Consider the following 17,373-nt stretch of genomic DNA (forward strand, 5'->3'; position numbering starts at 1 on the left):
CCTATTCCTCATCATCCTTGCTGGAAGCCACTTCCCCGGCATCGACGCGTTTCGAGAACTCTGTCTCGGCTCCGCTTGCCAGCAGTTTGGCTTGTCCGATCCAGTCTTCGCGTTCAATTCGCCCCGGAAAGCTCATGAAATCCTCGACCCAGTCGACATTGGACGGCGTCCATTCGGCGATCTGACGGAACGTGTAGATGCCCAACTCGTTGAGGGCGTCCTCATTCTTCGGACCGATGCCCTTGATGCGCTTGAGGTCGTCTTGATCCTCAGCCGCAACGGCGAGGGTTTCCGGTTTTTCACCCGCCACCTCTGCCTTTTCACCGGAAGCTGCCGCTTCGGTCTTCGAAATCAGCGTGGTTTTCCCGGTGGTTTCCTTCTGAGGAACTTCGCGCTGCGTATTGGTCGGCGCTCCTTCGTCCGGCTTTCCGGCAGCAGTCGGCTCGGGTTCCGGCTCGCTTGTCGGCAGGTTCGGCAGCGCGCTGATCTGGTTGCGCGTCCCGTCAAACAGGTCGGGATCGGTAAGGATCGCCGTACCGCCTTCCGGCGCGCTGTTGATGCGGTCGACCTGAGGGCCGGGATGCGCTTCGACGCCATTCTTCAGCTTGTTCAGAATGATCGACAGCATATCCGGTGTCAGGTCTTCATAGTAGTCGTCATTCACCTGAACCATCGGCGCGTTGACACACGCACCAAGGCATTCGACTTCTTCCCAGGAAAGGCGCCCATCATCAGTGACATACATCGGTTTGCCGATCTCGGTCTGGCAAACCTCCTTCAGCTTCTCCGCGCCGCGCAGCTGGCACGGCGTCGTACCGCAAAGCTGGATGTGATACTTGCCCACCGGCTGAAGGCGGAACATCGTATAGAAGGTCGCGACCTCGTAGACTCGGATGTAGGGCATTTCCAGACGGTCTGCGACTTCACGCATAGCCGGCTCGGACAGCCAGCCATTATTGTCCTTCTGTGCAAGCCACAGCATCGGGATTACGGCAGACCGCTGTTTGTCCGCCGGGTATTTCCCGCGCCAGAAGGCAATCTTCTCCTCGGTCTCCGGCTTGAAGGCGAAACTGTCGCCTCCGGCCTCAAGGTCAAAACGGCGAAGTGCCATCACTTGCCCCTTTTCGAAAAACTGCGACAGGCGTCAGCACGAATGGCTGCGCCGCCGGAAATGCATGAAAGCTGATTGCTCACCGGTCGATCTCCCCGAACACGATGTCCAGAGAGCCCAGGATGGCCGACACATCGGCCAGCATGTGACCCTTGCACAGGTGATCCATGGCCTGCAGGTGCGGATAGCCCGGCGCACGGATCTTGGCGCGATACGGCCGGTTCGTACCGTCAGACACGAGATAAACACCGAACTCGCCCTTTGGCGCCTCGATGGCCACATAGGTCTCGCCTTCGGGAACGTGGAACCCTTCAGTGTACAGTTTGAAGTGATGGATCAGGGCTTCCATCGAATTCTTCATTTCGGCCCGGCGCGGTGGCGCCAGCTTGGACCCCGGAACGAGCACGGGCCCCGGACCTTCCTTCGACATCAGATCGATGCATTGCTGCATGATCTTCGTCGACTCCCGCATCTCTTCCATGCGGCAGACATAGCGGTCGTAATTGTCGCCATTGCGACCAACCGGGACCTTAAAATCGAGTTCGGAATAGCACTCATAGGGCTGCGACCGGCGCAGGTCCCAGGCAAATCCCGAGCCGCGCACCATGACGCCGGAAAATCCCCAGTCCATGATGGTCTTTTCATCGACCACGCCGATATCGACATTCCGCTGCTTGAAGATGCGGTTCTCGGTGATCAGACTCTCGATCTGGTCGAGCTTGCCCGGGAACTGTTCGCACCACTCGGCAATATCGTCGATCAGGTCCTGCGGCAGATCCTGATGGACGCCACCTGGCCGGAAATAGGCTGCGTGCATCCGGCTGCCGGAGGCGCGCTCATAGAAGACGCACAGCTTCTCACGCTCTTCGAACCCCCAGGTGATCGGCGTCAGCGCGCCGACATCCATGGCCTGCGTGGTCACGTTCAGCATGTGGGACATGATCCGGCCAATTTCGGAATACAGAACGCGAATCAGGCTGGCGCGGCGCGGAACCTCAATGCCCATCAGCTTTTCCACGGCCAGGCACCAGGCATGCTCCTGGTTCATGGGCGCGCAATAATCCAGCCGGTCGAAATACGGCATGCCCTGCAGGAAGGTCTTGTATTCCAGCAGCTTTTCGGTGCCGCGGTGAAGCAGGCCGATATGGCTGTCCACACGGGTCACGACTTCGCCATCCAGATCAAGGATCATGCGAAGCACGCCGTGGGCGGCCGGGTGCTGAGGACCGAAATTCAGCGTGAACTTGCGGTCATCCATCTCGGAGATGTGCGCGGTGTCAGCCATTATTCAGAAGACTCCTCGGCTTTCTCATCCCCGGGGATCTGGCTCGTCATGCCCTCCCAGGGCGAGAGGAAATCGAAATTCCGGTATTCCTGTGCCAGTTCGACCGGCTCGTAGATCACGCGCTTCTCGAGATCGTCATATCGAACTTCATAGTGCCCGGTCAGGGGGAAGTCCTTGCGCAGCGGATATCCCTCGAACCCATAATCGGTCAGGATCCGGCGCAGGTCGGGGTGATCCGAAAATTGAATGCCGTACATGTCGAACGTCTCGCGCTCGAACCAGTTGGCGGCGGGCCACAGCCCGACAATGCTCGGCACGGGCGTATCCTCATCGGTGCTGATGCGCACGCGAACGCGATGGTTCATCCGCATCGACAGGAGGTGATAGACAATCTCGAACCGCTCCGTGCGCTCGGGATAATCGACGCCGCAAACATCGATGAACGTCTCGAAATTGCATTGCTGGTCGTCGCGCAGAAACCGCAGGAGCGGCACGATGTGGTCGCGCTCGGCCAGAATCGTCAATTCGCCTACCGTGACGTCTGCCGATTTGACGGCATCGGGCTGGCGCGCGGCAATATGCGCTCCGAGCTCCTTCAGGGCTTCGATCGCTTCTGTGGTCATCTTCTTCAGCCCTTACCGTTCCAGCGAGCCTTCGCGGCGAATCTTCTTTTGCAATTGCAGGAAGCCGTAGACCAGTGCCTCTGCCGTCGGCGGACAGCCCGGAATGTAGATGTCGACCGGCACAATGCGATCACACCCTCGCACGACGCTGTAACTGTAGTGATAATAGCCGCCGCCATTGGCGCAGCTGCCCATGGAGATCACATAGCGCGGCTCCGGCATCTGGTCGTAGACCTTGCGCAGGGCCGGCGCCATCTTGTTGGTCAGGGTCCCGGCCACGATCATCACATCAGACTGTCGCGGCGATCCGCGCGGCGCCATGCCGAAGCGCTCCAGGTCGTAACGCGGATTTCCGGCATGCATCATTTCCACGGCGCAACAGGCGAGACCGAAGGTCATCCACATCAGGGACCCCGTACGGGCCCACGAGATCAGGTCGTCCGCGGCGGCCGTGAAATATCCCTTGTCGGCCAGCTGGTCCGACAGGCCGGTATAGAACGGATCGTCATTGCCTGGCTTGAAGCCGCCTTCGACGCCGGTCCGGGCACCGCCAAGCGCATAAGTCTTGAAGTCGTCTGCCATTATTCCCACTCCAGCGCACCGCGGCGCCACTCATAGATGAACCCGATCGTCAGGACGCCCAGGAACACAACCATCGACCAGAACCCGACAAGACCAATTGTTCCGAGGCTTACCGCCCACGGGAACAGGAAGGCGACTTCAAGGTCGAAAATGATGAACAGAATCGCCACGAGATAGAAGCGCACGTCGAACTTCATGCGGGCATCGTCGAAAGCCGGAAAACCGCACTCATAGGCCGAATTCTTCTCAGGATCGGGATTGCTGGGTGCCAGAAGGGCCGAGCCTGCAATGAATAGCCCCGAAATCACGGCTCCGATGACCAGGAAGATGATCACGGGCAAATAGTCGAGGGCCAGGCGTTCGATCTCTGACATGCTAGCTTGTCTCCTGCCGCAAGGGTGGCTTGATCTCGCGCCGGATTAGGACGGTTTCGCGTGACGCGCAACAGACAGACGCAATATATCGCAGCCACAAACTTTATCCCGGAACGGTGCCCATTTCACGGGCAGGATGCTGCGGCGGTGCGTCACGCCGATCTGACGCCAAGATGCAAATCATTCTCAACCAACCCCATGAAATCACAGGCTTTCCTTGCGAATGAATCGCAAAGCCTCAGCGGCCGAGCGACATGCCCAGCGCCGTTACGCTTTCCTCGGTCAGATGCCCCATCGGCAGGCCGCGCTCCGACTGGAAGGCGGCCAGTGCGGCCAGCGTCGCCGGGCCAAGCACTCCGTCAGCCTCGACCGGGTGCCCGGCCTCTGTCAGGGCGCTCTGCAGGGCGGTGACCACGCCCTCAGAGAGCGCCGTGTCGCACACGACCGGCCGCGTCGACATCACCCCCCCGCCCGTTGAGACGCGCTTCTCTACCGTCCGGTAGGTTGCCGGCACGATGCGCACCTCCTCCCGCGCCGGTACGACAAGAGTTTCGACCATCACGGTTTCATATTCCGCGGGGTGCTCAACCGTTTCGATTCGCTCCGGAACCGTTTCAACCTGTTTCACCAGAGTTCGGAATTCTGCCGGAATGACCCGCGTTTCGGTCCGTTCGGGTGTCACGATCTCGGTCTTCGTGACGGTTTCGTAGACGGGCGGCACCTCCACAGGGCACAGCCAGGCCGCTCCGATTGACCTCACGCAGGCCGAACGGTCTTCCGGATCGCGTGTCACGACGTCCCAGCGCGTTTCAGCCGGTCTCAGCAGCACCCGCTCCGTGTGAGTCTCGTATTCAGCCGGGATCACGATCGTTTCAGTCCGTTCCGGACGCACGAGCACCTGCTCGGTCTCGGTCGTGTACTGCGCCGGGACGATCCTGCGCTCTGTCCAGGCTGCGCGAACGAGCATCTCGGTCGGCACCATTTCATACTCTGCGGGCAAGACGACGATTTCCATGCGTTCGGGCTGATCGACGACCTGCTCGGTCACGATTTCGAAGCGCTCGGGCAGCAGCACGCTGGCCTCGCATCCGAGGACAGGCCCTGCGCTGTCCTCAGCCACGGCCGACGACAGCTGGGAGCAGATGATGCCAGTCAGAAGAAGGATCACAGGCTTCAATGGTATCGCCCTCCCTGCTTGGTCACGCGGCTCACATCCATAGCGGTCGCGACCGCCCCAGACCAGCCTGAGCTCCAGCTTCCCTGACGATGAGTGCCGAACTTTACGAGCTGTTTGCCGCGAGCCACTGGCCTTCTGCGGCCCAATCAGTATTAGAGGGGCCGAATCCCCCTTCGCCGAGGTACCCAATGATCCCCAGATACACCCGTCCCGAAATGGCCGCCATTTGGTCTCCCGAGTCCAAATTCGGCATCTGGCTTGAAATCGAAACGCTTGCTGCCGAAGCGATGGAGCAGAAAGGCCTCATTCCGGAAGGTGTGACCGCGGCCGTCCGCGAACGTGCGGCGTTCGAAGTTGACCGGATCGACGAGATCGAGCGGGAAGTGAAGCATGACGTCATCGCCTTCCTGACCAATGTTGCCGAACATGTCGGGGAAGAAGCGCGTTTCCTGCACAAGGGCATGACCTCTTCCGATGTGCTCGACACCTGTTTCAACGTCCAGCTCGTCCGCGCGGCCGATCTCTTGCTGACCGGTGTCGACCGTGTGCTCGCCGCGCTCGAGAAACGCGCCTTCGAGCACAAGCTGACCCCGACCATCGGACGCAGCCATGGCATTCATGCCGAGCCGACCACGTTCGGTGTGAAACTGGCGACCTTCCATGCCGAGTTCCAACGGGCCCGCAAACGGCTGGAGCTCGCGCGGGAGGAAGTGGCGACCTGCGCCATTTCCGGTGCCGTCGGCACGTTTGCCAATATCGATCCGGCCATTGAGGCCCATGTTGCCGAAAAGCTGGGCCTGCAGATCGAGCCGGTTTCGACCCAGGTCATCCCGCGCGACCGGCATGCCATGTTCTTTGCCGTGCTGGGCGTGATCGCCTCGTCCATTGAACGGCTGGCCACCGAGGTGCGCCACCTTCAGCGCACGGAAGTTCTCGAAGCCGAAGAGTATTTCTCCGCTGGCCAGAAGGGTTCTTCGGCCATGCCGCACAAGCGCAACCCCGTCCTGACCGAAAACCTGACCGGTCTCGCACGGCTTGTCCGCTCCGCCGTGACCCCGGCCATGGAGAATGTTGCGCTGTGGCACGAGCGCGATATCTCCCACTCATCTGTTGAACGCGGAATCGGCCCGGATGCCACCGTGCATCTCGACTTCGCCCTGCACCGTCTGGGCGGCGTGATCGAGAATTTGGTCATCTATCCCGAGGCCATGCTGGGGACGATCAACAGCATGGGCGGGTTGCACAATTCGCAGCGCATCCTGCTGGCGCTGGTGGAAAAAGGCGTCAGCCGCGAGGACAGCTACCGCCTTGTCCAGCGCAATGCCATGCGCACCTGGAACAAGGAAGGCGACCTTCTGGACCTGCTGAAGCAGGATGACGATGTATCGTCACGCCTGACCGATGCAGAACTCGAGGCATTGTTCGACCTCGATTATCACTTCAAGCAGGTCGATACGATCTTCACGCGCGTCTTCGGACGCGCCTGATAGACGCTCACCCAACATTTGGTTCAGAAAGCGGCGATCAGATTCGTGTGAGCGCCGTTTTTGCCTTGGCAACCACGTCAGACCAGGCGCCGGCCGCAACATCCTTTTCCGTGGCGATCCAGGATCCACCCACCGCCACGACATTCGGCAGCGCCAGATAGTCTGCCGCATTGTCCGCGCTGACGCCCCCTGTGGGCATGAACTCCAGATGCGGGAGCGGCCCCGACAGCGCTTTCAAGGCACCGACACCTCCGGCGATTGCTGCCGGAAACAGCTTCAGCATCCTGAAGCCTTCTTCATGCCGCGTCATCGCTTCACTGGCGGTCGCAACGCCGGGGATGGTGATGTCCTTGTGGTCCCCAAGCGCATCCAGAAGCTTTGGCGACATGCCTGGCGATACAAGAAAATCAGACCCGGCATTCATTGCATTGCTGACGTCTTCACCTGTCAGCACCGTGCCGGCCCCAACGATCAGGTCCGGCTGGGCCTTTTTCATCTCCTCGATCACCTTCAGCCCGCTCTCCGTGCGCAGCGTGACTTCGGCAATGGTGAGTCCGCCGGCAACCAGCGCCTCGGCCAGGGGCGCCGCCGCATCAACGTCCGGGACGACCAGAACCGGAACGATCGGGGCGCGCCGGGCGGCGGCCTTCAGGGCATCAAGCGAGGAAGTCATGTGTGCGTCTCCTGAGCGTAATAGGCTGCGGCGCCGATCAGGGGCGCTTCGGGATCGTGCATAAGGCGTACGGGACAATTCGCAAGGTAGCCCGACATCGGGCCACGATCGCGAAACCGGGCGATGGCCTCCGGCCGACGGAGATAATCGACGATCCGCTCCGTCACGCCACCAGCAAGAACGACCCCGCCCAATGCGCCGTTAGCCAGGGCCAGATCGCCAACCGCGCCCATCACGGCCTTGGCGCGCATGGCGATGAGCTGATCGAACATCTCATCGCCCTGATCGGCCCGAATTCGCATGTCCTGCGGCGAAACCTCTTCCTTTTCCCGGCCGAACACTTCGCAGAAGGCATTATGGACGAAGTCCAGCCCCATGCCCGACGCAACCAGTTCGTTGGACACATAGCCCTGATCTCGCATGAGAATGCTGGCGACATCGAATTCCAGCGTGTCCCGAGGGGCATAGGCGATGTGGCCTCCCTCACCTGTCAGAACGCGCCATGCATCATTGCCGAGCGGGAACAGGGTGGCGACGCCAAACCCGGTGCCCGGTCCAGCCACGATCACCGGTAAATCCTCCACGGCATCGCCGGGCAGCACTTCCTCGAAATAATCGGATGAGTGTTCTGGCACCGACCTGGCCATGGCCGTGAAGTCGTTGATGATCTGTATGTCATCAAATCCAAACCGCTGACACAGCGCACGGGCCGAGACGTGCCAGTTCCGGTTTGTCAGCTCGACTTCCCCATTGCGCACGGGCCCTGCCATCGCAAAGCAGGCCCGCCGGGGCTTCAGTCCGGTCTCCTCCAGATACTGCTGAAGCGCACTGGCGAACGTGTCGAAATTGTCGCCTGCCAGTTTCGTAAAGGAGTCTATCTCGGTCTTGCCATCGCGCTTGGCTGCCAGCGCGAACCTGACATTGGTTCCCCCAACATCCCCGACCAATACCCGGTCACTCATACGCTCAGTCCCCGCGACTCCAGAAATTGAACTGGCTGGCACCATTGGCCGCCGGCCCCGCAAGCTCACGGAAATAGGTGAACATCTCCCGGCCAAGCCCCATTCCGTTTTCGTTTGGGCGATATTCGTCCGGAACACGCTTTTCGAATTCCTCGGCCGGAACCTTGATGTCCAGAACGCCGCGCTCGGCATCGAACACGATGATGTCTCCATCGCGGATCCGGGCAATCGGCCCACCGCGTGAGCCCTCGGGGCTGACATGGATGGCGGAGGGCACCTTGCCGCTGGCGCCGGACATGCGTCCATCCGTGACCAGAGCCACCTTGAATCCCCGATCCTGCAGGACGGCGAGCGGCGGGGTCAGCGTATGCAGTTCCGGCATGCCGTTGGCGGCCGGCCCCTGGAACCGCACCACGGCCACAAAATCCCTGTCCAGCTTTCCGGCATCGAAGGCAGCCTTCAGCGCCTCCTGCGAGTCGAAGACCATGGCGGGCGCTTCGACGACACGGTGCTCAAGCTTCACGGCAGACACCTTGCTGACGCCCAGACCGATTGGCCCGTCCATCATGCGCAAGCCCCCATCTTTCGAGAACGGATCGGTCACCGGGCGCAGGATGTCTGTGTTCGCACTGGTTTCCGGCGCCGGTCGCCATGCAATTTCACCCTCTTCGAGGTACGGCTCCACAGCATAGTCGGAGATCGCGCCTGCAACGCCCTGCGCCGTCCCATCCATAAGGCCTGCGGACAGCAATTCGCGCACCAGAAAACCCATCCCGCCTGCGGCATGGAAATGGTTCACATCCGCCGGGCCGTTCGGGTAGACGCGCGCAAGCAAGGGCGTGACGGCGCTGATGTCGGCAAAATCCTCAAGCGTCAGGATAATGCCCGCGGCAGCCGCCATGGCGGGCAGGTGAAGCGCATGATTGGTTGATCCGCCGGTGGCCATGAGCCCCACCACCGCATTCACAATGGAACGCTCGTCAATCATTTCACCTGCGGGAAGATAGTGGTCGCCCTGCGCGTGCAGCTGCGCGATGCGGTGCGTGGCGGCACGGGTCAGAGCGTCCCGGATGGGTGTGCCGGGATTTGCGAAGGCCGCGCCCGGCAGGTGAAACCCCATGACTTCCATCAGCATCTGGTTCGAATTGGCTGTGCCGTAGAAGGTGCATGTGCCTTGTGTGTGATAGCTTTCCGACTCGGCCTTCAGCAGCGCATCGCGCCCAACCTTGCCCTCGGCAAAGAGCTGGCGCACGCGCTGTTTCTCCGGATTGGGCAAGCCGGACGGCATCGGACCGGCCGGGACAAAAATGGACGGGATCCACCCGAAGCGAAGCGCGGCAATGACCAGGCCCGGAACGATCTTGTCACAGATGCCGAGATGCATCGCGCCATCAAACACGTCATGGCTGAGGCCGATCGCCGAAGCCATGGCGATCACGTCGCGCGAAAACAGGGACAGCTCCATTCCGGTAAACCCCTGAGTGACGCCATCGCACATGGCCGGAACACCGCCCGCCACCTGCGCAATGGCATTCACTTCACGAGCGGCCTCGCGGATGAACTTCGGATAGTCCTGATACGGCGCATGGGCGGACAGCATGTCATTGTACGCGGTGATGATGCCAATATTCGGCCAGCCCGCACCCAACAGCTGCGTCTTTTCGATCACGGCACAGCCAGCAGAGGCGTGCGCCAGACTGCTTTCCGACATGCGGCGGCGGGCAAAGTCCGACGGTCGCCGACTGCGGATCATGTCCAGATAGGCTTGCCGGGAATCCCGGGAGCGCTCCCGGATCCGTTCGGTCACTTCGACAATCTTCGGATTCATCTCTGTCATCATGCTGCCCATACGACCGTCAATCGCGGCCCCAATTTGTCGATTGCATACCGGATTGGCTTGTCCATGGCTGATGCGGTCAACGCCGTTTCAAAGACCGTTTTCTTGGCCTCGCCAAAGATCAGCAGGATCGCCGAGGCCGCATTGGCGACCGCCTGCCCGGTCAGTGTGATGCGCGCGGTATGGTCGCCCGCGACCGGGCACCCCGTCGCGTCAATGGCCGCGACCGCGGCCTGGCTGTCGAGAGCCTCGGCCAACCCGGCCGATCCAGGAAACCAGCTGGCCGTATGCCCGTCTTCGCCCATGCCAAGCAGGACGACATCGGCCGGCGAGCAATGTGGCGCATAGGCCTGCGACCGGTCCGCCACGGCGGCGCCCGGCGCTGCGTCCAAGGTCTTCATCGGCAGGAACCCCGCTGCGCCCGCATGGCCCCGGAGCAGTCTTTGCCGCACCAGTCGCTCATTCGATGCGGCATCTTCCGGGTCAACCCAGCGCTCGTCCACCAGCCCGATCATCACCCGGCTCCAGTCCAGCACCTCCCCGGTCAGGGCATCGAACACGCCTCCGGGCGTCGACCCACCCGACACCATCAGGGATGCGGTGGCCTTGCCTTCAAGCGCTTTCTCGAGGCCGCCGACAATGAATTGCGTTGCGAAACGGGTTGCCGCCTCGCGGGACCCGAAGGGCAGGAATTGATGGCTCAGACCGCTCATGTGCTCTCCCACCATGCCCGGCTGTCCCGGTCCATCATCATGGCTGCGGCGAGCGGACCATCTGATCCCGCGGCATAGGCTTCCGGGCGCTCTCCGGAGGCTTCCCAGGCCTCGATGAGACCGTCGACCCACGTCCAGGCCGCCTCAACCTCGTCCTTGCGCATGAACAGGGAGAGATTTCCGCGCACCACATCCATCAGCAGCCGCTCATAGGCATCCGGATAGCGTACCGTGAAACTCTCCGCATAGGACAGGTTCAGCGGCAGTGACTTGACCCTCAGGCCGCCCGGGCCGGGCTCCTTGATCTGCACGAACAGGCGAACCCCTTCGTCCGGCTGAAGACGGATGACCAGGCGGTTCGCGGTTTCATGCCCTTCCCCGAAGATCGAATGCGGCGTCGGCTTGAACTGGATCACGATGTCGGAATGGCGATGCGACATCCGCTTGCCGGTCCGCAGGTAGAAGGGCACGCCGGCCCAGCGCCAATTGTCGATGCTCGCCTTGATGGCGACGAAGGTTTCCGTGGTGCTTTCGCTGCCGGAACTCAGTTCCTCCAGATAACCCCGGACGGGCTTGCCGTCCTTGACGCCCGCCTTGTATTGCCCGCGCACCGTCAACTTCTTCGCGGCCTCGCCGGAAATCGGCGCCAGCGCGTTCAGCACCTTGATCTTCTCGGTACGCACATCATCGTCCTCGAGCTGGTGCGGCGGCTCCATCGCGGTCAGGCAGAGCAGCTGGAGGAGATGGTTCTGCACCATGTCGCGCAGGGCGCCGGACTTGTCGTAATAGTCCGCGCGTCCTTCGAGGCCAAGGTCCTCGGCGACCGTGATCTGGACATGGTCGACATAATTGCGCGACCAGATCGGCTCGAACAGCATGTTGGCGAACCGCAGCACCATGAGGTTCTGCACGGTCTCCTTGCCGAGATAATGATCGATGCGGAAAACCTGACGTTCGGCATAGACGCGCGCAACCCCGTCATTGATCGCCTTGGCCGATTCCAGATCCGTGCCGATCGGCTTTTCCAGCACCACCCGCATGTTCTCTTCGGCGAGCCCGGCCTTGCCCAGCGCGTCGCAGATCTGGACATAGAGGCGCGGAGAGGTGGCAAGGTAGAAGACGCAGGGCCGGTCATCATCAAGTGTCAGGAAGGATTTCAGGGTCTCCCAGTCGGCGTCTTCCTGGGTGGCATCGATGGACACATACTGGATCAGTTTTTCGAACCGGTCCCATTCGCCGGTGTCCCAATTGTCGCCGGTGGCCGCTTCACAGACTTCCCGCGCCATCTTGCGATAGGCCTCGGTATCCATGTCGCTGCGCGCGGTGCCGACGATGCAGCTCGACTCCGGTATCTGGCCATCGAGCCAGCGATGGAACAGGGCCGGCAGCAATTTGCGCCGGGACAGGTCGCCCGTTCCGCCAAAGATAACGATGTCGAACGGATCGACGGGAATGAATTTTGCCATGAGGCAGCCTCCAGAGCGTTCAGGGAGAACGGGGTTCAGGATGAAAAACTATCGGATGATTCACGGGCAGGTAATCCCGTCAGGAGGACGAATCCGCATTCCTCACACAAGATGGACGCGCCTTTGCGCAGTGCTGACCACATCCGATGCCCTCTCCCGGTCATTTTTTTGACGTCCTGCAAAATTTGCAGAACGCTCCAACTATAGTATGGACGTATGCGTCACGAATGTGACAACGTTGTTATCGAGTTCATACGCGGAGGAGACCGGGGATGTCCAGCACCAGAACGCGATTGGAAGACCTCGCGGCGATTGCCGGTGTCTCGATCGCGACCGTTTCGCGGGCATTGAACAACAGTCCAGCCGTCAATGATGAAACAAAACGCCGCGTCTGGAAGATCGCCCGGGAGCACAATTACAATTTCCGGCCGTCCATGCCTGCCCTGTTGTCGGGCGCGGCGGCGACGATTGCCGTGGTGGTGCCGACCCTGGCCGGCCGACAGACAGAAGTGTCGGATCCGTTCTTTCAGGAACTGATCGGCGGGCTCAGCGAAGCCGGCCGCTCTGCAGGCTGTGACGTACTGATCTCCTATCTGGCACCGAAGAACCATGATGATCTGGCCGCGATCATGACGGCAAACCGGGCCGAAGGGGTCATCTTCCTCGGCCAGAGCTTCCTGCATGAACGCTTCAACCAGCTCGCCGAGACCGAAAACCGGTTCATCGTCTGGGGTGCGGAAATCGCCGGGCAGAAATACTGCTCCATCGGGTCCGACAATCTCGGCGGCGGAAAGCGCGCCACATCGCACCTGATCAATCTTGGCAGACGCCGGATCGCATTCGTCGGGGACACGTCCAATCCGGAGATCCTGCAGCGCTATGAGGGATATATCGCAGCGCACCGACGGTCTGACACACCACTGGATCCGGACCTGACCCTGCAGGCCAGCTTTGACGTCGAATCGGCCGAAGCCGCCATCACCAGCCTGCTGGAACGCGGCATCCGGTTTGACGCGGTCGTCGGCGCCAATGACCTGATCGCCATGGCGGCCATTCGCTGCCTGTTGAAGGAGGGCCTGCGGGTGCCTGACGATGTTTCAGTGACCGGCTACGACAATCTGCAACTGGCCGCCTATGGCTTCCCGGCCCTGACCACGATCTCCCAGGATCCCGCCCGCGCAGGGCGCATCATGGTGGCCAAGCTGATTGCCTCGGCCGAAGACGGGCCGATGCGGTCCGAACGGTTGCCGACAGACCTGATCGTGCGGGAATCCTGCGGCCTCGCCTAAAGCCGGGCGATGCGACAGGAATGCGCCGGAACCGGCTGCCCGGCCGACATGTCGCCGCCAACCGATGCCAGAATCCGAGAAGCGTCGATCCCGGCGATGGCGGCGCTGCGGGGCTCACCCGACAGGTTGAAGACGCACTCGATTGTCTCTTCACCATGACTGCGATGAAAGACGAGCACATCGTCTGTCGCAGACCGGAATGTGATCGCGCCGAACCGGAGGGCCTGTGAGCCGGCCCGTAATTTGCCAAGCTCACGCGTGAAGTTCAGGACCGAGCCCGGGTCTTTTTCCTGCACATCCACCGACAGGCCTGCATGCCCCTGCCCGATGGGCAGCCACGGCTTGCCGGTTCCGAACCCGCAATTTTCTTCTGCCTGCGACCACGGCATGGGCGTGCGGGCCCCGTCGCGCCCGAGCGTGCGCGGCCAGTTTGCGATGGCTTCGGGGTCCTGCAGCTCCTCGAACGCAATCTCTGCCTGTGACAGGCCCAGTTCCTCTCCCTGATACAGGATCGGATTGCCGCGCAGACAGTACAGCAATGCATTTGTCAGCTTGGCCCGCACATCCGGCGCGACACCGTCGAACCAGCGACTGACACAGCGCGGCGCATCGTGATTGGAAAATGCCCAGGACGGCCAGCCTTCCCCCTCGGCGCCAAGCCAATTGGCCTGCGAGGCCGACACGGCGCCGGCCGTCAGCTGCCGCGCATACAGAAAGTCGAAATTGTAGGCCGAGTTCAGGTGCCGGTCGCCTTCGGTGTAGGCTCGCATTTGCGCAAGCGGGTTCGGACCGGGCACTTCGGCGACGGAGAAGATGTCGCCATAGGTGTCCATCAACTCCCGGAGGCGCCGCAGGAATTTCGGCAATTCAGGATGCGACTGGTTGTGGACGTGTTCCTGCAGATCGAATGGGCGCGATACCGACCGGGGCGGCGGTTCCTTGGGGGGATTGTCCCGGAAGTCCGGATCGAACAGGGCAAAGTTCAGCGCATCCAGACGGAAACCGTCCACGCCGCGCTCCAGCCAGAATCGCATCACTGACAGCAGCGCGTCCTGTACGGCCATATTGTGAAGGTTCAACTGGGGCTGGCTCGGCAGGAAATTGTGCATGTAATATTGCTGGCGCCGCGCGTCCCACGTCCAGGACGGCCCGCCAAATACGGCCTGCCAATTGTTTGGAGGGGAGCCATCCGGTTTCGGGTCCCGCCAGACATACCAGTCCGCCCTATCATTCGTCCGGTCCTGACGGCTTTGACTGAACCAGGGATGCGCATCGGACGAGTGGGCATAAACCTGGTCGATGATCACCTTCAGGCCGAGCGCATGAGCGCGGGACAACAGGCGGTCGAAATCGTCCAGCGTTCCGAAAACCGGATCCACATCGCAATAGTCGGCCACATCATAGCCGAAATCCATCATCGGCGACGTGAAGAAGGGCGAGATCCAGATCCCGTCCACGCCCAGCGACGCCACATGGTCGAGGCGCCTTGTAATTCCGGGCAGGTCTCCGACCCCGTCGCCATTCGTATCCTGATATGAACGCGGATAGATCTGATAGATCACCGCGCCCTTCCACCAGGGTGTCTGAGAGGAGGTTTCGCTCATGCTCCGATCCCGATTGGCCGTTTCCGCACACAATCACACGGCGCCGGAATCATGCAATCCTGACGACATCGACAGTACATGGAAAGACGGGAAAATCGGATTGACGCCTGGCAGGGGCAGCAGGACTCGAACCCGCGACCCTCGGTTTTGGAGACCGATGCTCTACCAACTGAGCTATACCCCTTCAGGCGAATGAGCGGTTTGCCTCAAATGCCGTCATGCCGCAAGACTAGAGGTTCAGCCCCTGGAGAAAAACTGTGTCCCGCATTCCCTATCCCGTTATCGACACCCTTCCTGAAGACACCAGAGCCCATCTGGACAAGCTGGCGCCACTGAACATCTTCCGAATGCTGGGGCACGCCCCGCATCTCCTGAAACCCTTTGTGGGGATGGGAACGGCCTTTCTTCAACAGGGCAAGCTGGACCCGGTGACCCGCGAATGCGTGATCCTGCGCGTGGGATACTTGTCCAACGCGAAATACGAGACGACCCAGCACGAAGCCATTGGATTGGCGGTCGGAATGGATGCGGACCTGATCGAAGCCGTGAAGACCGGCCCGGGAGCGGACGCGCTGAGCCATGAACAGAAGCTGGCGTTGACCTTTACCGACCATCTGGTGACCCATCCCCATCCGTCCGATGGTGCCCTCAAACCGGTGCTGAAACATTTCGGCGCGCCATTGCTGGAAGAACTGGTCCTGCTGATTGGCTATTACATGATGGTCTGCCGTTTTCTCGAAACCTTCGGGGTTGAAGTGGAAGCCGGAGGACCGAAGGGCATCGAAATCAAGTTGGACTAGGCATCGCACATCCCGGCCATGAAAAAAGGCCGCCCCCAAGGGGCGGCCTTCTGTCTGTGTCAGTCCTGCGCGTACGCGCGGACCGGGTCTTACTTCTTGATCGCGGAGACCACGCCGGCGCCGACGGTCCGGCCACCTTCGCGGATGGCGAAGCGCAGGCCCTGGTCCATGGCGATCGGCTGGATCAGCTCGACGTCCATTTTGACGTTGTCGCCCGGCAGGACCATTTCCTTGTCGGCCGGCAGGGTCACAACACCCGTCACGTCCGTGGTGCGGAAGTAGAATTGCGGACGGTAGTTGGTGAAGAACGGCGTGTGGCGGCCGCCTTCTTCCTTCGTCAGGATGTAGGCTTCAGCCTCGAACGTGGTGTGCGGCGTGATGGAGCCCGGCTTGCACAGGACCTGACCACGCTCGACGCCTTCACGGTCGATGCCGCGCAGCAGCGCACCGATATTGTCGCCAGCCTGGCCCTGGTCGAGCAGCTTGCGGAACATCTCGACGCCCGTGCAGGTCGTCTTCTGCGTGTCGCGGATACCCACGATCTCGATCTCGTCGCCGACATGGATGATGCCCTGCTCGACACGACCGGTCACAACCGTACCCCGGCCGGAGATCGAGAACACGTCCTCGACCGGCATCAGGAACGGCTTGTCCAGCGGACGCTCCGGCGTCGGGATGTACTCATCCACAGCCGCCATCAGCTCAAGCACCTTCTCCTTGCCGATATTGTCGTCGCGGCCCTCAACGGCAGCCAGCGCAGACCCGGCAATGATCGGAATGTCGTCGCCCGGGAAGTCGTAGGAAGACAGAAGTTCGCGAACTTCCATTTCAACGAGCTCCAGAAGCTCTTCATCGTCAACCTGGTCAACCTTGTTCAGGAACACGACCAGCGCCGGAACGCCAACCTGGCGGGCCAGCAGGATGTGCTCGCGCGTCTGCGGCATCGGGCCGTCAGCGGCGTTCACAACCAGGATTGCGCCGTCCATCTGGGCAGCACCCGTGATCATGTTCTTCACATAGTCTGCGTGTCCCGGGCAGTCCACGTGCGCATAGTGACGGTTCTCCGTCTCGTATTCCACGTGCGCCGTGTTGATCGTGATCCCGCGGGCCTTCTCTTCCGGCGCCGAGTCGATGTCCTCATAGGACCGCTTCTCGCCACCGCCCTGCTCGGCCAGCGTCATCGTGATCGCTGCGGTCAGCGTCGTCTTGCCGTGGTCAACGTGGCCAATCGTGCCGATGTTGACGTGCGGCTTGTTGCGTTCAAACTTTGCCTTGGCCATCGGGCCTCTCCTTGATTCAGTTTCGGTGTCCGGCCCGCCGGACGGATGAACATCAGGCCAAACGGCCTGTTAAACGCGCCTCATAGCCATGTGCGGCGCGGGTTTCAAGC

At 61.3% G+C, this 17,373-nt stretch carries 16 protein-coding genes and 1 tRNA gene; 3 read left to right on the forward strand and 14 right to left on the reverse strand.

Annotation, left to right across the window (positions count from 1 at the left end; all coding sequences use genetic code 11):
- Position 1: 1 nt before the first annotated feature.
- The 6 genes from nuoE to HF955_RS16050 all read right to left on the reverse strand — a co-directional run bounded on the left by nuoE (position 2) and on the right by HF955_RS16050 (position 5,143).
- Positions 2–1,111 carry an NADH-quinone oxidoreductase subunit NuoE gene (gene nuoE, locus HF955_RS16025; protein ID WP_291076564.1) on the reverse strand — a complete coding sequence of 370 codons (1,110 nt, stop codon included), beginning with the start codon at positions 1,109–1,111 and terminating at the stop codon, positions 2–4.
- Between the two features lie 79 nt (positions 1,112–1,190).
- Positions 1,191–2,396, reverse strand: a complete 1,206-nt coding sequence (locus HF955_RS16030; protein WP_036260946.1) for an NADH-quinone oxidoreductase subunit D — start codon at positions 2,394–2,396, stop codon at positions 1,191–1,193.
- A complete protein-coding gene (locus HF955_RS16035) occupies positions 2,396–3,019 on the reverse strand; it encodes an NADH-quinone oxidoreductase subunit C (protein ID WP_291076566.1) in 624 nt (207 codons plus the stop codon). The genes HF955_RS16030 and HF955_RS16035 overlap by 1 nt, the downstream gene beginning before the upstream one ends.
- A 12-nt stretch (positions 3,020–3,031) precedes the next feature.
- Positions 3,032–3,601 carry an NADH-quinone oxidoreductase subunit B family protein gene (locus HF955_RS16040; protein WP_027837393.1) on the reverse strand — a complete coding sequence of 190 codons (570 nt, stop codon included), beginning with the start codon at positions 3,599–3,601 and terminating at the stop codon, positions 3,032–3,034.
- Positions 3,601–3,975, reverse strand: a complete 375-nt coding sequence (locus HF955_RS16045) for an NADH-quinone oxidoreductase subunit A (protein ID WP_036260944.1) — start codon at positions 3,973–3,975, stop codon at positions 3,601–3,603. Before HF955_RS16045 ends, HF955_RS16040 begins: the two co-directional genes overlap by 1 nt.
- A 238-nt stretch (positions 3,976–4,213) precedes the next feature.
- Positions 4,214–5,143: a peptidoglycan-binding protein gene (locus HF955_RS16050; protein WP_291076570.1), complete on the reverse strand. Its 930-nt coding sequence runs from the start codon at positions 5,141–5,143 to the stop codon at positions 4,214–4,216.
- 197 nt (positions 5,144–5,340) lie between these two features.
- On the opposite strand from HF955_RS16050, the gene purB reads away from it, so the two are divergent.
- Positions 5,341–6,639 (forward strand): adenylosuccinate lyase, encoded by a 1,299-nt coding sequence (purB, locus tag HF955_RS16055; RefSeq protein WP_291076572.1) that lies wholly within the window; start codon positions 5,341–5,343, stop codon positions 6,637–6,639.
- A gap of 37 nt (positions 6,640–6,676) precedes the next feature.
- Here purB and eda read toward each other — a convergent pair whose 3' ends face one another.
- The 5 genes from eda to zwf are packed head-to-tail and all read right to left on the reverse strand — an operon-like array spanning position 6,677 to position 12,290.
- Positions 6,677–7,312, reverse strand: a complete 636-nt coding sequence (gene eda / locus HF955_RS16060; protein WP_291076574.1) for a bifunctional 4-hydroxy-2-oxoglutarate aldolase/2-dehydro-3-deoxy-phosphogluconate aldolase — start codon at positions 7,310–7,312, stop codon at positions 6,677–6,679.
- Positions 7,309–8,274: a glucokinase gene (locus tag HF955_RS16065; RefSeq protein ID WP_291076576.1), complete on the reverse strand. Its 966-nt coding sequence runs from the start codon at positions 8,272–8,274 to the stop codon at positions 7,309–7,311. The genes eda and HF955_RS16065 overlap by 4 nt, the downstream gene beginning before the upstream one ends.
- A gap of 4 nt (positions 8,275–8,278) precedes the next feature.
- Positions 8,279–10,111, reverse strand: a complete 1,833-nt coding sequence (edd, locus tag HF955_RS16070) for a phosphogluconate dehydratase (protein ID WP_367279804.1) — start codon at positions 10,109–10,111, stop codon at positions 8,279–8,281.
- Positions 10,111–10,824: a 6-phosphogluconolactonase gene (gene pgl, locus HF955_RS16075; RefSeq protein WP_291076580.1), complete on the reverse strand. Its 714-nt coding sequence runs from the start codon at positions 10,822–10,824 to the stop codon at positions 10,111–10,113. The genes edd and pgl overlap by 1 nt, the downstream gene beginning before the upstream one ends.
- Positions 10,821–12,290 carry a glucose-6-phosphate dehydrogenase gene (gene zwf / locus HF955_RS16080; protein WP_291076581.1) on the reverse strand — a complete coding sequence of 490 codons (1,470 nt, stop codon included), beginning with the start codon at positions 12,288–12,290 and terminating at the stop codon, positions 10,821–10,823. Before zwf ends, pgl begins: the two co-directional genes overlap by 4 nt.
- 272 nt (positions 12,291–12,562) lie before the next feature.
- Here zwf and HF955_RS16085 point away from each other — a divergent pair, with 272 nt between their 5' ends.
- Positions 12,563–13,579, forward strand: coding sequence for a LacI family DNA-binding transcriptional regulator (locus tag HF955_RS16085; RefSeq protein ID WP_027837385.1), 1,017 nt, complete (start codon positions 12,563–12,565; stop codon positions 13,577–13,579).
- Here HF955_RS16085 and HF955_RS16090 read toward each other — a convergent pair.
- Complete coding sequence (locus tag HF955_RS16090; protein ID WP_291076583.1) at positions 13,576–15,183, reverse strand: alpha-glucosidase; 1,608 nt, start codon at positions 15,181–15,183, stop codon at positions 13,576–13,578. The two genes, HF955_RS16085 and HF955_RS16090, sit on opposite strands and share 4 nt — an antisense overlap.
- A 108-nt stretch (positions 15,184–15,291) precedes the next feature.
- Positions 15,292–15,367: transfer RNA gene (locus HF955_RS16095), tRNA-Trp, on the reverse strand.
- 73 nt (positions 15,368–15,440) lie between these two features.
- Here HF955_RS16095 and HF955_RS16100 point away from each other — a divergent pair.
- Positions 15,441–15,983 (forward strand): carboxymuconolactone decarboxylase family protein, encoded by a 543-nt coding sequence (locus HF955_RS16100; RefSeq protein ID WP_291076585.1) that lies wholly within the window; start codon positions 15,441–15,443, stop codon positions 15,981–15,983.
- Positions 15,984–16,072: 89 nt separating this feature from the next.
- Here the strand turns inward: HF955_RS16100 and tuf are convergent, their stop codons facing one another.
- Positions 16,073–17,263, reverse strand: coding sequence for an elongation factor Tu (gene tuf, locus HF955_RS16105; RefSeq protein ID WP_291076587.1), 1,191 nt, complete (start codon positions 17,261–17,263; stop codon positions 16,073–16,075).
- Between the last annotated feature and the right edge of the window lie 110 nt (positions 17,264–17,373).

This window comes from Hyphomonas sp., assembly GCF_017792385.1.
Lineage (GTDB): Bacteria > Pseudomonadota > Alphaproteobacteria > Caulobacterales > Hyphomonadaceae > Hyphomonas.

What these genes read in the sequence shown, in the direction of transcription:
- nuoE (WP_291076564.1), bottom strand. Translation starts at nt 1,111, where the DNA reads ATGGCACTTCGCCGTTTTGACCTTGAGGCCGGAGGCGACAGTTTCGCC.
- HF955_RS16030 (WP_036260946.1), bottom strand. Translation starts at nt 2,396, where the DNA reads ATGGCTGACACCGCGCACATCTCCGAGATGGATGACCGCAAGTTCACG.
- HF955_RS16035 (WP_291076566.1), bottom strand. Translation starts at nt 3,019, where the DNA reads ATGACCACAGAAGCGATCGAAGCCCTGAAGGAGCTCGGAGCGCATATT.
- HF955_RS16040 (WP_027837393.1), bottom strand. Translation starts at nt 3,601, where the DNA reads ATGGCAGACGACTTCAAGACTTATGCGCTTGGCGGTGCCCGGACCGGC.
- HF955_RS16045 (WP_036260944.1), bottom strand. Translation starts at nt 3,975, where the DNA reads ATGTCAGAGATCGAACGCCTGGCCCTCGACTATTTGCCCGTGATCATC.
- purB (WP_291076572.1), top strand. Translation starts at nt 5,341, where the DNA reads ATGATCCCCAGATACACCCGTCCCGAAATGGCCGCCATTTGGTCTCCC.
- eda (WP_291076574.1), bottom strand. Translation starts at nt 7,312, where the DNA reads ATGACTTCCTCGCTTGATGCCCTGAAGGCCGCCGCCCGGCGCGCCCCG.
- HF955_RS16065 (WP_291076576.1), bottom strand. Translation starts at nt 8,274, where the DNA reads ATGAGTGACCGGGTATTGGTCGGGGATGTTGGGGGAACCAATGTCAGG.
- edd (WP_367279804.1), bottom strand. Translation starts at nt 10,111, where the DNA reads ATGACAGAGATGAATCCGAAGATTGTCGAAGTGACCGAACGGATCCGG.
- pgl (WP_291076580.1), bottom strand. Translation starts at nt 10,824, where the DNA reads ATGAGCGGTCTGAGCCATCAATTCCTGCCCTTCGGGTCCCGCGAGGCG.
- zwf (WP_291076581.1), bottom strand. Translation starts at nt 12,290, where the DNA reads ATGGCAAAATTCATTCCCGTCGATCCGTTCGACATCGTTATCTTTGGC.
- HF955_RS16085 (WP_027837385.1), top strand. Translation starts at nt 12,563, where the DNA reads ATGTCCAGCACCAGAACGCGATTGGAAGACCTCGCGGCGATTGCCGGT.
- HF955_RS16090 (WP_291076583.1), bottom strand. Translation starts at nt 15,183, where the DNA reads ATGAGCGAAACCTCCTCTCAGACACCCTGGTGGAAGGGCGCGGTGATC.
- tuf (WP_291076587.1), bottom strand. Translation starts at nt 17,263, where the DNA reads ATGGCCAAGGCAAAGTTTGAACGCAACAAGCCGCACGTCAACATCGGC.